The 13,912-nt window shown below is 56.2% G+C and carries 12 protein-coding genes; 8 read left to right on the forward strand and 4 right to left on the reverse strand.

The genetic code is table 11. The features are described 5' to 3' along the window. Positions 1-77 precede the first annotated feature (77 nt). The 3 genes from N909_RS25980 (at position 78) to N909_RS0103180 (ending at position 3,602) form a co-directional block, all read left to right on the forward strand. Positions 78-875, forward strand: a complete 798-nt coding sequence (locus tag N909_RS25980) for a hypothetical protein (RefSeq protein WP_211253914.1) — start codon at positions 78-80, stop codon at positions 873-875. A 374-nt stretch (positions 876-1,249) separates the two neighbouring features. Then, on the forward strand, positions 1,250-1,648 hold the full coding sequence (locus N909_RS0103175) for a hypothetical protein (protein ID WP_029911252.1): 399 nt from the start codon (positions 1,250-1,252) through the stop codon (positions 1,646-1,648). Between the two features lie 130 nt (positions 1,649-1,778). Then, the gene (locus N909_RS0103180; RefSeq protein ID WP_051689480.1) at positions 1,779-3,602 is read left to right on the forward strand and encodes a methyl-accepting chemotaxis protein; all 1,824 of its coding nucleotides are present in this window, start codon (positions 1,779-1,781) and stop codon (positions 3,600-3,602) included. Positions 3,603-3,672: 70 nt separating this feature from the next. Here the strand turns inward: N909_RS0103180 and uvrC are convergent, their stop codons facing one another. Continuing rightward, complete coding sequence (gene uvrC, locus N909_RS0103185) at positions 3,673-5,520, reverse strand: excinuclease ABC subunit UvrC (protein WP_029911258.1); 1,848 nt, start codon at positions 5,518-5,520, stop codon at positions 3,673-3,675. Positions 5,521-5,670: 150 nt separating this feature from the next. Here uvrC and N909_RS0103190 point away from each other — a divergent pair, with 150 nt between their 5' ends. Genes N909_RS0103190 through N909_RS0103200 form a run of 3 tightly spaced genes read left to right on the forward strand, consistent with a single transcriptional unit; the run spans position 5,671 to position 8,127 of the window. Next, on the forward strand, positions 5,671-6,201 hold the full coding sequence (locus tag N909_RS0103190; RefSeq protein ID WP_051689481.1) for a Crp/Fnr family transcriptional regulator: 531 nt from the start codon (positions 5,671-5,673) through the stop codon (positions 6,199-6,201). Further along, on the forward strand, positions 6,194-7,324 hold the full coding sequence (locus N909_RS0103195; RefSeq protein ID WP_051689482.1) for an AI-2E family transporter: 1,131 nt from the start codon (positions 6,194-6,196) through the stop codon (positions 7,322-7,324). Before N909_RS0103190 ends, N909_RS0103195 begins: the two co-directional genes overlap by 8 nt. 2 nt (positions 7,325-7,326) lie before the next feature. Then, the gene (locus tag N909_RS0103200; protein ID WP_036682828.1) at positions 7,327-8,127 is read left to right on the forward strand and encodes an inositol monophosphatase family protein; all 801 of its coding nucleotides are present in this window, start codon (positions 7,327-7,329) and stop codon (positions 8,125-8,127) included. Positions 8,128-8,130: 3 nt separating this feature from the next. Here N909_RS0103200 and N909_RS0103205 read toward each other — a convergent pair whose 3' ends face one another. Genes N909_RS0103205 through proC form a run of 3 tightly spaced genes read right to left on the reverse strand, consistent with a single transcriptional unit; the run spans position 8,131 to position 10,822 of the window. Next, positions 8,131-9,375 (reverse strand): MFS transporter, encoded by a 1,245-nt coding sequence (locus tag N909_RS0103205; protein ID WP_036682832.1) that lies wholly within the window; start codon positions 9,373-9,375, stop codon positions 8,131-8,133. Further along, a complete protein-coding gene (locus tag N909_RS0103210; RefSeq protein ID WP_029911271.1) occupies positions 9,372-10,013 on the reverse strand; it encodes a LysE family transporter in 642 nt (213 codons plus the stop codon). Before N909_RS0103210 ends, N909_RS0103205 begins: the two co-directional genes overlap by 4 nt. Further along, positions 10,010-10,822 carry a pyrroline-5-carboxylate reductase gene (gene proC, locus N909_RS0103215; protein ID WP_029911274.1) on the reverse strand — a complete coding sequence of 271 codons (813 nt, stop codon included), beginning with the start codon at positions 10,820-10,822 and terminating at the stop codon, positions 10,010-10,012. The genes N909_RS0103210 and proC overlap by 4 nt, the downstream gene beginning before the upstream one ends. Positions 10,823-11,127: 305 nt before the next feature. Between proC and speE the strand changes: the two genes are divergently transcribed. Next, the gene (gene speE / locus N909_RS0103220) at positions 11,128-11,973 is read left to right on the forward strand and encodes a polyamine aminopropyltransferase (RefSeq protein WP_029911277.1); all 846 of its coding nucleotides are present in this window, start codon (positions 11,128-11,130) and stop codon (positions 11,971-11,973) included. After that, positions 11,970-13,883: a biosynthetic arginine decarboxylase gene (speA, locus tag N909_RS0103225; protein WP_029911280.1), complete on the forward strand. Its 1,914-nt coding sequence runs from the start codon at positions 11,970-11,972 to the stop codon at positions 13,881-13,883. Before speE ends, speA begins: the two co-directional genes overlap by 4 nt. The last annotated feature ends 29 nt before the right edge of the window (positions 13,884-13,912 follow it).

Raw genomic sequence — 13,912 nt, forward strand, 5'->3', positions numbered from 1 at the left:
CGCTTGTCTGTAGATTCAAGCCTGTGCTATCTTGCGCCGAGCTTGTTCATAACACTAATTTGCGTTGGAGGATGTTCGTGAAAAAACTTACCATTCTGTTATTCGCCGGAACCGTCCTACTGTTTTTAGGGGCTTGCAACAAAGAAGAAGCCCCAACCGCCGAAGCACCCGCAGCAGCACCCACCCAACCTTCAACACCGACTCAACCTACAGCCGCGCCAGCAGCCAATCCGAGCGGAACCTCCGGAACCGTTATGGAAACTATGGATGCAGGCGGTTACACCTATGTTCAGGTCGACAGCGGTCAAGAGAAAATCTGGGCGGCTGCCCCGAAGTTTGCCGTCAAGGTCGGCGATCAGGTCATCGTTCCCCAAGGCATGGCCATGAACAATTATCACAGCCAGACTCTGAATCGCGATTTCCCGGTGGTCTATTTTGTTGAATCGATCCTCAACGCCAGCAGCCCGACCATGCCGCAAACGGCCAGCAATGCGAAAATTCCGGAAGGCCATCCCGCAATCGGCGGGGCTCCGACACCGGACGATATCAATTTTTCAGATATCGTTAAACCTGCAGACGGCATGACCGTTGGCGAAGTCTATGCCAGCAAAGCCGACCTGGCTGACAAAAGCATCACTCTGCGTGGCAAAGTGGTCAAGTTCACTCCACAGATCATGGGCACCAACTGGATTCACGTTCAGGATGGCAGCGGTGATAAAGCCGCCGGTACCAATGATTTGACTGTCACCAGCAAGACTGAAGTTAAAGTCGGCGATACCGTGACCGTCAAAGGCCCGCTGACTTTGGACAAGGACTTCGGTTACGGTTATAAATACAACCTGATCATGGAAAACGCCGAAGTCACCACTGAGTAATCCTTTTCAAAGCAACCTAGTTTATCCGACAAGGCTTCCGGATCAACCTCCGGAAGCCTTGTTTTGCGTTCTTTTCAATCCGATATCCCTTTTTCCAAATCTGTGGCGCGGACAATCCCTTTGGGGAACAGCCATTAATCTGCAACTTTTATTGCAGATGCAAGAGACCTTGCAAAACAGATAACCCCCTTGAATTGCAAACATATCCCTCTTTTTAGCAACCCTATTTAAAAATAATTTGCACACCCCGGAGCAGAGCAAAATCTAGGAATCGTCAAACTACTTAAATAAAATCAAGTAGTTATAAAAATATACATTATTGGCATCGTTTGTGCTAACCAATTGGGCAGCCATTGCAAAGCAAGGAGTCCCTTATGACGAACATCCTGGTCTACGAACCCGATAAGAACAATGCTCCGCATATCAAATTTCTTCTAAAAGTCGCTGATATCAGATGCACGCTGGCAGATTCTACAGATGAACTTTTGAACTGGCTCGCCACTGATTCTCTTAAAACCACCAGATTTGATTTGTTGTTGTTGAATTCCTGGCCCAACTTGACTGGCAGAAAGGACCTTTTTGATGAAGTCACAACGGCATCAGCTCTGCCCATCATCTTTGTCCTTCGCGACGGGCAATACCGGCCACCGATCACAGACCGGAGAATAGCGATTTGTCACCCGGAAAACATGCTGAACTGCATCAATTTACAGTTAACAAAAGTCACGGTGGGGACCGACGACAATCAAAAGTTGCTGTCGCTCAGCATTTAGGGCTATTGCAGGCAGTCACAACCTGCTGAGCCCAAAGATAGATTTTTTAACAATTTGTTTGGCACTGTCATTTTCATACCGGACGAGGGGGGAGCGGAGAGACCCGCTGAACTCGAAAGGAAACCCTTCAATGAATTTTTTCAACAACCTCAATATCGGCAAAAAGATCTATCTGGTTTCGGCGGTCACTGCGCTTATCTTTGTGACAAGTTTAATTTGGCTTTATAGCGATTACCGGGAGCAGATTTATAAGTCAGTGGAAAAAAAACTGGCAGCTTCTGTTGAAACGGCATGGGGCGTCATAGACCACTACAGCCGGTTGGCAGCCGACGGGACCTTGTCCACCCAGGAAGCCCAGCAGCAAGCGAAAGAGACGGTCAGAAATCTGCGCTTCGAAGGAGACGATTACTTTTGGATCACTGACTCCGGCCCTAAAATGATTATGCATCCGACCAGCCCCAAACTGGAGGGGCAAGATGTCTCGAACACCATGGACCCTGATGGGGTCAGGTTGTTTGTTGAAATGGTTAAAGCCACCCAAAAAACAGGGGCCGGATCAGTACGCTATCAATGGAACAAACCTGGTCAAGATCAACCACAGCCGAAAATATCCTTCGTCAAAAGGCATCAGCAATGGGACTGGATCATCGGTGCGGGTGTTTATGTCGACGATGTCGTGGCCCAGGTTAATAAGGTCTTTTATTCGATTTTGTCTGTCATCACGCTTTGTCTGCTGATTTCAATTCTGCTTATTTATCTGCTGGCGCGGTCGATTTCCCGGCCCATGGCATTAACCGTGAAAACGATCGAAGAAATAGAAAAGGGCCGCTACCATCAACGGCTGTCTCTCAATCGCAACGATGAAATAGGCAAATTGGGTTCAGCCATGGACGGCTTGGCCGATAGCTTTGAAACTGTCATCCTGCCGATGCTTGACAAGCTTGCCAATGGGGATATTACCTTTTCCCCGGTTCCCCGGGATGAGCTTGACGGGCCTCAGGTGGCCTTGAAGAAGGTCAGCGACAATCTCAATGACACCATGGGGACCATTCAAAGTTCAGCCCAACAAATCAACTCTGCCAGCGGTCAAGTTGCTGACGCCAGCCAGTCTCTTTCTCAGGGAGCCACCGAATCGGCTGCGTCCCTGGAAGAAATAACCAGTTCTCTCAACGAGCTTTCAAGCCAGACCAAGTTGAATGCCGAAAATGCCACCCAGGTCAACCAGCTCTCCAAGGAAGCGCGGCTGGTTGCTGAAGAAGGTAACTCAAAAATGCAGAATATGGTTGCCGCCATGGCTGAAATCAGCGATGCCAGCCAGAGTATCAACAAGATAATAAAAGTGATTGATGAGATTGCCTTCCAGACCAATTTATTGGCGCTTAATGCTGCCGTCGAGGCGGCTCGCGCCGGACAACACGGCAAGGGTTTTGCCGTTGTCGCTGAAGAGGTTCGCAACCTGGCTGCACGCAGTGCCAAAGCTGCCTCGGAAACGGCAGAACTTATCGCCGGATCCGTCGGCAAAACAGCGAACGGGGCAGAGATTGCCAACCAGACGGCAAGCGCACTTGAGAAAATTTACAGTAGCGTTGTCAAAGTGTCAGAACTGGCCGAAGAAATTGCCGCATCCTCAAATGAACAGGCTCAAGGAATCGGCCAAATCAACGAAGGTCTGGGGCAAATCGATCAGGTGATCCAGCAAAATACGGCAACAGCCGAAGAAAGTGCGGCCGCGGCCGAGGAGTTATCAAGTCAGGCGGAGGAATTGCTCAACATGCTCAGCCTCTTCCGGCTGAAAAACCCGACCGTTTCCGCGGCTTCCCAGAAACCGGTTGCGAGACCGCGGCGGCCAGTTCCGCAACAGGGCCCGCGACAAAACGACAACTGGAACACCCTCAGCAGGGCAACACCACCCACAACCATTGCTCTGGACGATAGCGAATTCGGCCGCTTCTGATCCGTTTCGGCCGATTGCAAGGCCCGTTTTCAGGGAGTGAAAGCGGGCCTTGCCTTGTTCGCTGCCAGCTTCAGGAGGATTCTTCGGCAGCATCACCGCGTAAGGACTGGAAGATGGCCTGAGCCAGATTGGCCGGAAGCCCCGGCATCTGCTCCAACTCGGCCAAGGACGCGGCGCGGAGTTTTTTCAGACTGCCGAAATAGTTCAGCAGCGCCTTGCGCCGGGCTGGCCCGACTCCCGGGATATCTTCCAGGGACGAGCGCAGGTTCGCTTTACTGCGCAACTTACGATGATAAGTGATAGCAAAGCGGTGGGCTTCGTCCCGCAGTCGCTCAAGCATAAACAAGCCTGCCGCGCCTTGCCTGAAATTGACCGGGTTTTTGCGCCCGGGCAAGAAAAAACGCTCTTCACTGCGCTCCACCACCTTCCCTTTGACATTGGCAACCACCCGGCTTTTGGCGATCCCCACCGCGCCGATGCGACCGCTCAGGTTGAATTCCTGCAGCACCGTGGTCAACACACCGAGTTGCCCCTTACCGCCGTCGATGAGAATCATGTCCGGCAGTTTGTCCTCATCGATCCCACGCTGCAGACGGCGCTTGAGCACTTCGTAGAGGGAAGCGTAATCATCGGCCCCGACCACGGTCTTGATGCGGAAGCGCCGATACTCGGCAGGAGCAGCCTCCCCGTCGACCAGAACCGCCATGCTGCCGACAGAAAGATGCCCCTGAACATTGGAGATATCAAAACACTCGATCCGCTGCGGCGGCGCCGCCAGCTGAAACTTGAGGGCCAGATCCTTGAGAACCTCGTCCCTGGCCTGCTGGCGCTTGCCCCGCTGCCGGTAGGCTTCTGTAGCGTTGCGCTCGGCGAGCAGACAGAGGCGTTTTTTTTCGCCGCGCTGCGGTGCAATCAGTTGCACCCTGCGCCCGCGCTTTTCACTCAGCCATTCACTCAGCAGGCCACTCGATTCAAGGGGGAACGGCAACAGCAGCTGATCCGGCATGATGACTTCGCGCGAATAATATTCCTGCAGAAACCCGTCCAGCAATTCCGGCAGGTCGAGCTTCCATTCGAGGAGGAAGGTCCGTCGGCCGATGAGGTTCCCCTGCCGGATGAACAGCAGCGCCAGTTCCACCTCTCCGCCATCCCGATGCAGACCGATAACATCCTGATTGCCGCCACCGTATTCCGTCACCTTCTGTTTCTCGACACTCTTCTCGATGGAACGGATCTGATCCCGCAAGCGCGCGGCCTCTTCAAAGCGCAGTTCCATGGAAGCGGCCTGCATCCGCTCGCGCAGCCGTTCGATCACCTCGGATTCCCGCCCTTCAAGGAGTTGGATCACCCCTTCCACCAGTTTATGATAATCCTCTGGGCTGATCAGTCCGTGGCAGGGCGCGCTACACTGGCCGATCTGGTGAAACAGGCAGGGCCGGCCGCGCTTGCGACAACGTTCCAGCGAACCGTGCCGCAAAGGGAAAATCCGGTAAATCTCCTTCAGGGTCTCGCGGATGGCGCCGGCTGAGGAATAGGGGCCGAAATACTGCGCCCCGTCATTCTTCACCTGGCGCACGATCTGCAGCAACGGAAAAGGTTCCTTAAGATCGATGCGCACCGACACATAGGTCTTGTCGTCACGCAATTCGATATTGTAGCGCGGCCGATGCTGCTTGATCAGGGTGTTTTCCAGCAGCAGGGCTTCTTTCTCGGTGTCGGTGACGATGACCTCGATCCGACAGACCTTTTCCATGAGCAAGGGGATATGCTGGCGGCCGTCGCCACCTGGGGAAAAATAGTTGCGCAGCCTGGTCCGCAGCCGCTTGGCCTTGCCGACATAGAGAATCCGGCCGTCCTGATCGAACATCTGATAGACGCCGGGCGCCTGGGGATAGGTTTTGAGATCGATGGTCATCATGCAAATATAGGTGGCATCAGCCCTGTCGCTAGCGCCCGCTTTTTATCTGGCACTGCGCAAACATATTGGTATAATAGCAAATTCCCGATTCTTGAAAAAAAACCACGCAGGCTCTGCTTTTCAGGCCATTTCCCTTGCAAAGGTTACAGCGTGAACCCATTCTGGCACAATATCTTCCGCATGAGCGGTTATGAACAAACCCTGAGTTATTTCCTCAGCACTGTACCAGTCTTCAACAAGCTGGACAAACGTGAACTCAAAATTCTTGAGCAGACCGTCCACATCCGCAATTACCTGGCCGATGAAATGATCTTCAGTCAGGCAGACATCGGCTCCGGGATGTATATCATCCGTTCCGGCAAAGTCCGAATTTTCACCCAGAGCGAACATGGTCAGGAAACCGAGCAGGCGGTTCTGGAAACCGGCGATTTCTTTGGCGAAGTCGCGTTGACTGCGTCCCGCCCGCGTGGCGCTGCGGCCCGCGCCGTCGAAGCAACGGTCCTGGTCGGATTGTTCCGCTCCGATTTTCAGGAAACCGTCCGCCGTCATCCGATTGCGGCCGGCAAGATTCTGCTCAGTCTCAATCGGATTGTCAGCGATCGACTCCTGCAATGCAGCCTCCAGCTCGAGGAGCTGAAAAAACACTATCAGTCGCTGGCAGAGAGCGGGAAACATGAGTGAGCAAGGGAACTTCAATCGCGCCCAGGTTGCGGTGCTTTACCTGGTGCTGACCACGGCCATCGCGTCGGGGATTGCCATTTATTCTTCGGCCAGCACCATCACCGGATTACTCAAAACCGCTACCACAGGGTTGTTTTTACCGATTCTGCTGTCCCTGATCGTTTCCTTTATGCTCGACCCGCTGGTGCAGTTTTTTGAGAATGAGCATATCGGCCGAACCAGCAGTATATTTATCGTCTATCTGCTGGTCTCAACCCTCATCGCCCTGGCCATGATCCTTATCGGCCCGCCCAACTGGAAAGGGATGATGCAGGCCTTAAAAGCCGATTTCCCCCGCTACATCAGTCACGCCATCGAATATACCAGCGGCCTGCTGCAGAACACCCAGGAACATTTTCCCTTTATCAAGAATTATGATTTTACCGAACGGATGCGCTCCACTTCACAGAGTTTTTTCGGCTGGATCATCCAGGAAACCCCGCGCTCGGCCATGCGCCTGGGCAGCCTGCTGCTGCTGGTGCCGCTATTCTCCTTTTTTTTCCTCCGCGACAGCCGCCGCATCATGCGCAGCCTGATCGGGCTGACCCCCAACCGCTACTTTGAAATGGTCCTCGATATCTATGCCCATGTCAGCTGGCAGTTGGCCCACTTCATCCGCGGCCGGATTATTGAAGCGCTGATCATTGGCATCGTGGTCTGGATGGGCTTGTCCCTGACCGACATCCGCTACGCCCCGATCCTGGCAGCCGTAGCCGGAGTCACTAACCTGGTCCCCTATATCGGTCCGATTATCGGGCTGATCCCCGGTCTGGTGATCGCCCTGGTCGACCTCGGCATGGGTGCCCAGTTCTGGTGGATATTCTGCGTCTATGTGCTGATCGCGCAGATCATTCTCGACAACTTCATCCTCATTCCGATCCTGATCTCCAAAGTGTCCAACCTGCATCCGCTCTGGGTGATCCTGGCCATTGTCATGGGCGGCAAGCTGTACGGGATCCTCGGCATGATTATCGGCGTGCCCATCGCCAGCATCATCAATATCGTCATTATCGGCATTCGCCAGTACCGGCGTTCCTTCAACCCCTACAGCCGTTATTTCAGCAGCCGCGGCAAGTTGCTTTGACTATGACTGAGCAGCCTTTATTAACTGAGGTCATGGCGCTGATGCAGCAGGTCGGCAGCGACCAGTTGCGAGCGTTTCGCTCCCTCCCCCCCGGTGGCGGAACCGAAAAAGAGGCAAGGGAATTCGTCTCCGCGGTGGATGTCCACTCAGAGCAACGGTTGATCGAGGGGCTACAACAGCTGGTGCCGGAGGCCGGGATCTACGGCGAAGAAACCGGGACCAGCGGCGACGAACGACTGCGCTGGGTCATTGATCCCCTGGATGGAACCACCAACTTCCTCAGCGGGCTCGACCAGTTTGCCATTTCCGTTGCCCTGGAAGAACAGGGGCAGGCCGTGCTCGGTGCGGTACTGCGGCCGGCTTCGGCGGAATGGTTTACCGCCTGCCGCGGCTCAGGGCTCAGGCATAACAATGACAACTGCCCACGGGTAACCGACCTCCCCCTACGCCAGGCCTTGCTGGGCACCGGCTTCCCCTACCGTTCGGAAGACCTCAAAGGCGCGTTTTTTCCGTGCGCCGAAGAGGTTCTTTACCGGAGTCGCGGCCTGCGAAGGTTTGGTTCGGCGGCCTTGGATCTCTGTTATGTGGCCCGGGGATTTCTGCAGGGATTTTGGGAGAGCGATCTGCAACCGTACGATGTCGCCGCCGCGCGGCTCTTTCTGGCGGAAACCGGCTGCCTGGCGACCAACCAGCGCGGTGAGCCCTATTCTCCATACCGGGATCGGATCCTGGTCTGCGGCAGCCCGGCGGTCCACGCCGAGTTGCTGACGATCGTCGCCCGGCATTATCCGGCCGACTGCTGAACTTTAGTGCCGGGCCGGCTGCGGCAGGGCCGGGGTCAGCAGAAAAGCTCCGGCGGTGATGGCCGCGGCCAACAGAAAGGCCGGGGCAAAGCTGCCGTAATGTTCGGCCAGGACCCCGGCAACAGCCGGACCGACGGTCTGCCCGCCGGCGAAAAAGAAGGTGATCAGTGAATAACCCCAGGCCGCCCGAGCCAGGCCGAGATAATCGCCGATGGCCGCGGTCATGATGGCGGGAATGGCCCAAGCCGCAATGCCGAATAAGAAAACCGAAGCCAACAGGGCCACGGTTCCACCACCGCTACCGGCCAACAGATAGCCCAGGGTCTGCACCGCGAACACCGCCATCAATCCGCCTTTGCGCCCGATCCGGTCGGACAGGCTGCCAAACAGCACCCCGGAAAACAGACTGAAAAATCCAATCCAGGACCAGAACTGCCCGGCTGCGGCCTCACTGAAGCCATAGTCTTCGATCATACTGGTGACGACAAAGGTTCCATAGATCGAATAGGTGGCCCCGTAAGCGAGATAGAGCAGCCCGAGCAGGACAACGGCCCGCCCGGCGCGGACGTCTGCCCCGACCGCTTCGACGCTGACCGCGAGCTTGCGCCCGACCGGTTCGAGACCGAGATCGGCCGGTTCGTTTCTAATCAGCAGGGCGCAGATGACGACGACACCGAGGACAATAGCGGCCAGCAGCAGCCAGCCGTAACGCCACCCCGCAACACCGTAAAGCCGGTTCAACCAGGGGATCAACTGGCCGGAAAAAATAATCCCGGCCCCGCTCCCCACGACCATGAGCCCGGCCGCCTGCCCGCGTTTGTCGCGGCGGAACCAGTGGGCGATAAGGAGCATGGCACCTAAATTGGCCAACCCGCTGCCCGCGCCGGTCAAGGCGTAAAGCACCAGCAATTCCTTGAACGATCCAGCTTGTGCCATTACGGCCATGGTGACGGCAATAAGGAGCAGTCCGCTGCCGATGGTCAGGCGGGGGCGCAAGCGCTTGAGCAACGCTGGCAACAGCGCGACAGAGAGCAGGTAGCCGACAAAATTTGCCGTGCCGAGATAGCCCATCTGCTCATAGGACATGGCCAGCCCGGCCTGCATTCCCGGCAGCAGCATGCCGAAGGCGAAGCGGGCCAGCCCCAGGCAGGAAAACACGGTCAGGCAGGCCGTAGCGACAATGACCCAGCCGTAATGACAGGGGAGCCTGGCCAGCACAGAGCGCGGGGATAGCCCGGGCTTGGTCATGCCCGCCTTTCCAGCAGGAAGCTGACACCGAAAGTCACCAACAGCAGCCCGACCGTACCTTCCGCCCAGCGCCGGCAGCGCCCGGTTTTGAACCAGCGGCTGATCCGGCAGGCCAACGCGGCCAGCACGCCCTGATAGATCATGGCAATGACAAAATGAATCGCGGCCATGGACAGCGACTGGACCAGGGCCGACCGCTGCGGATTGATGAACTGAGGCAAAAAGGCCATATAAAACAGTAATGTTTTGGGATTAAAGACATTACAGACAAACCCTTCGCGCAGCGACCGGTACCAGCAAAAGAGTCTCGGCGGCAAGCCCTTAAGTGCCGGCGACGCTACCTCGGTGCCGCGCCAGGCTTGCCACAGGTTGCCGCAACCGAGCCAGAGCAGATAACCGCCGCCGATCATTTTGAGGAGGCCGAAGGCCATCGCCGAATGGAGCAACAACGCGGAAATGCCGAGGGCAGAGACCGTGGCATGGACAAACAATCCGCAGCAGATACCGGTACTGGTCAGCAGGCCGTCAGCCAGCCCGCCGCGGCTGCTGTTTCGAACCACCAGCAAAGAATCGACCCCTGGGAACAGCGTCAATAAGGTTATGGCCACAAAAAAAGTCCAGAACTGATCAATCATCAGTTGCCACCAAGCTCCCGGGAACGGGCCGCCGCCGCAGAGACCGCTTCCATCAGCGTGGTCCGCAGGCCGTTTTTCTCCAGGGTGCTGACCCCGGTAATGGCGGTGCCGCCGGGCGAACAGACCCGATCCCTGAGAATGGCCGGGTGCTCCCCGGTTTCACGGACCATCAGGGCGGCGCCGACCACGGTCTGTACGGCCAGAGCGTGGGCGACATCGCGCCGCAGCCCTTCCCGAACGCCACCGTCCGCCAGTGCTTCGATCACGGTGTAAATGTAGGCCGGCCCGGAGCCTGACAGGCCGGTTGCGGCGTCCATCTGCCGCTCATCGATGACCTGAACCCGCCCCACGGTTTCCAGCAGTTCGCGGACCACGCCAAGATCCTCGCGGCTGGCATGGTGACCGCGACAGATGGCGCTGGCCGCCTCCCCGACCAGGGCCGGCGTATTGGGCATGACCCGCACCACCCGCGGTGCGCCCTGGAAAAACTTTTCAATGGTGCGGCAGGTGACCCCGGCCAGAATGGAGACCAGCAGCTTGTTTTCGCGATAAGCTCCGGCGACCTCTTCCAGCACTTCAGTGGCAATCTGCGGTTTGATGGCCAACACGATAAGATCGCATTTTTCCATCAACTCCAGATTATTTTCACTCAATTCGATACCAAAGGTCTGGACCAGGTGGTCGCGGCGTTCATCGCTCGGCTCCGAAGCCATAATTTGAGTGGCAGGGAACGATCCTGCGACCAGCCCTTTGATCAAGGCTTCGGCCATATTGCCACCACCGATAAAACCGATTTTCCGGATATTCGTCATACGGGTTATCCTTTCGAAGATCTCTTGTTATAGTAGATGGAGTTTTGCTCTGCGTTACCGTTTGGCACGGACTTGCGACCCGGGAACATGATCGCAGGAACTTCCGTAACAAAGGATAACCCCGTCTTGTTTATCACAGCAAGGCCGAAAATTCACCAGCAGAAACAGCCGGCAGGGGGATTTGGCTTGACAGCCCGCCCCTGCGCAGGTACTAGAAACAGCGAGAATAATTCAGTTGCGGGGCTGCTTCCCCACCCCCTTGAACAGGCATTCAGTTTCCAGAAAAATAACAAGGATTTAAGCATATGGACCTTTGGTATACCGAAAAACACAGTGACAATGTCGGCATTACAATGAAGATCACCAAGACCCTGTTTTCCGGCAAGAGCGAATTTCAACAACTTGATATCGTCGAGACCCTTGAATACGGCAAGATGATGCTTTTGGACGGCCTGGTCATGGTCACCGAACGGGATGAGTTTGTTTATCACGACATGATCACCCATCCGGCCCTGTTTACCCACCCGGCTCCTAAAAAAGTCCTCGTTATTGGCGGCGGCGATGGCGGCAGCATTCGCGAAATCATGAAGCACCCGGAAGTGGAACTGGCCGTCCTCTGCGAAATCGACGGGCTGGTCATCGACAAGTCCATCGAATACCTGCCTTCAATGGCCTGTGAAATCGATGGTTCCAATCCGCGGGTCAAGCTGCATGTCGACGACGGGCTGGCCTACATCCGTGCCCACCAGAATGAATTCGACGTTATTCTGGTCGACTCCACCGATCCAATCGGTCCCGCGGTCGGGTTGTTTGAAGAGGACTTTTATCGCCTGGTCCATGCGGCGCTCAAAGAAGACGGCATCATGGTCGCCCAGAGCGAATCCCCCTTTTACCACGCCGAAATCCAGAAAAGCATGTTCAGCAATCTGCGGGCGGTATTCCCGGTGGTGGAAATGTACCAAGCCTTTATTCCCACCTATCCGAGCGGACTCTGGAGCTTTGCCTTTGCCAGCAAGAAATATCACCCAGTCAAGGATTTTGATCGCCAGCGTGCTACGGAGCGGGGCTTTACCACCCGCTATTACAACGAAGACCTGCACTTGGGAGCTTTCATGCTGCCCACCTTCGCCCGGGACAATATTGCCGAATGAACGCCACCAGCAAACGGAGCTGGACCCCTGCCGACGCGGCCCGGGTCTACGGCATCGATCATTGGGGCCAGGACCATTTTGCGGTGTCCGAAGACGGCCGCATAACCGTCAGGGTTCCGTTTCCATCCGGTGAGGTGGCCGTCCCGCTGACCGATATTCTGCAGGGGGCCAATGACCGCGGCCATGCCCTGCCGCTGCTGGTCAGGATCGAAAATTTTCTCGATTCACGCTTGGCCCTGCTCAATGAAACGTTCCGGGACGCGATCAGCCAAGCCGGCTATCAGAATCATTATAATGGGGTCTTCCCGGTCAAGGTCAATCAGCAGAGCGCGGTTATTGAAGAAATTGTCCGCTTCGGTTCCCGCTACGGCCATGGTCTGGAAGCTGGCAGCAAACCGGAGCTGCTGCTTTGCCTGGCCAGTCTTTACGAAAACGGGCTGTTGATCTGCAACGGCTATAAAGACCGGGAATTCATCGATCTGGGGCTCTGGGCCAACAAACTCGGCTATCGCTGCGTCTTTGTCATCGAATCCCCCAATGAGCTGCCGCTGATCATCGCCCGCAGCCGCGCTCTCGGCATCAGCCCGCTGATCGGCCTGCGTATCAAGGTCTCGGCCAAGGTCGGCGGACTCTGGACCGAGACCAGCGGCGACCGCAGCAGTTTCGGACTCAGCACCGCGCAGCTCATTGCCACTGTCGACACCCTGCGCCGTGAGAACATGCTCGACTGTCTGCAGCTGCTCCACTGCCACCTCGGCTCGCAGATTCCGGATATCGAAGAGATCCGCAACGGGGTGCGCGAAGCCAGCCGCTTTTATGCCGACCTGGCCGGCGAAGGAGTGCCGTTACGCTACCTTGATCTGGGCGGCGGCCTGGCCGTCGATTATATCGGCAATCAGAGCAAACACAGTCACTCCCGGAATTACAATCTGGCCGACTACTGCAATTGTATTGTCCGCACCATTCAGGAGACGCTGGATCCGACCGGAGTCGCTCATCCGATCATTGTGACCGAGTCCGGACGGGCGACGGTTGCCCACAATACCATGCTCCTGTTCAACATCCTGGATGTGATGCGCTACGAGCCCCTCTCCCTGCCCGACATGCCACCGCAGGGGTGTCACCCCTTGACCGCCCGTCAATACCAGCTCAGCCAGGATGCTGCCGCCATCGACCTGGAGAATGGCTATCGCGAAGCGCTGGCCAACCGGGACCGGATTCGCGAACTGTTCCGGGAGGGGGAAATTCGACTGCGCGAGCGCTCCCTGGCGGAAAACCTCTTCCTGGCCATTGCCCGCAACCTGGCGGAACGTGGCCGCGCAGCAGCAGCGACCTCCCCGGCCCTGGACGCACTGACCACCCTGCTGGCCGACATTTATTACGGCAACTTCAGTGTCTTTCAGTCGTTGCCGGATTCCTGGGCCATCGATCAGATCTTTCCGGTTGCACCGATTCATCGCCTTGACGAATATCCCGAGCGGGTCGGCACCATCTCCGACCTGACCTGTGATTGTGACGGCAAGCTCGATCATTTCATTCTTTCCGCGGGAGAAAGTCAGACCCTGCCCCTTCATCCCCTGCAAGAAGGGGAAGACTATATCCTCGGCGTATTTCTGATGGGCGCCTATCAGGAAACCCTTGGCGACCTGCACAACCTGTTCGGCGACACCAATGTGATCAGTGTGCGCATCAATGAAGAAGGCAGTTTCGATGTCATGAAGGAGCAGTCGGGGGATACCATCAGCGAAGTTCTCGCCATGTTGGAATACAATCCGGCGTTCTTCTACGAAAATTTCCGGGAGAAAATTGAACTTGCGGTTCGCGGTGGCAAGATCAATGTCGCTGAAAGACAGCAGATTCTCAAACAGTTTTCATCCCAGCTGCAGCGCCAGACCTATTTTAAATCATAACCCGTTGCCCTCCGGCAACAGCAGAGTGC

The sequence above is a fragment of the Pelobacter seleniigenes DSM 18267 genome, from assembly GCF_000711225.1.
GTDB lineage: Bacteria > Desulfobacterota > Desulfuromonadia > Desulfuromonadales > Geopsychrobacteraceae > Seleniibacterium > Seleniibacterium seleniigenes.

Coding starts and splice junctions, on each gene's coding strand:
- N909_RS0103175 (WP_029911252.1), top strand. CDS start 1,250: ATGACGAACATCCTGGTCTACGAACCCGATAAGAACAATGCTCCGCAT.
- N909_RS0103180 (WP_051689480.1), top strand. CDS start 1,779: ATGAATTTTTTCAACAACCTCAATATCGGCAAAAAGATCTATCTGGTT.
- uvrC (WP_029911258.1), bottom strand. CDS start 5,520: ATGATGACCATCGATCTCAAAACCTATCCCCAGGCGCCCGGCGTCTAT.
- N909_RS0103195 (WP_051689482.1), top strand. CDS start 6,194: ATGAGTGAGCAAGGGAACTTCAATCGCGCCCAGGTTGCGGTGCTTTAC.
- N909_RS0103200 (WP_036682828.1), top strand. CDS start 7,327: ATGACTGAGCAGCCTTTATTAACTGAGGTCATGGCGCTGATGCAGCAG.
- N909_RS0103205 (WP_036682832.1), bottom strand. CDS start 9,375: ATGACCAAGCCCGGGCTATCCCCGCGCTCTGTGCTGGCCAGGCTCCCC.
- proC (WP_029911274.1), bottom strand. CDS start 10,822: ATGACGAATATCCGGAAAATCGGTTTTATCGGTGGTGGCAATATGGCC.
- speE (WP_029911277.1), top strand. CDS start 11,128: ATGGACCTTTGGTATACCGAAAAACACAGTGACAATGTCGGCATTACA.
- speA (WP_029911280.1), top strand. CDS start 11,970: ATGAACGCCACCAGCAAACGGAGCTGGACCCCTGCCGACGCGGCCCGG.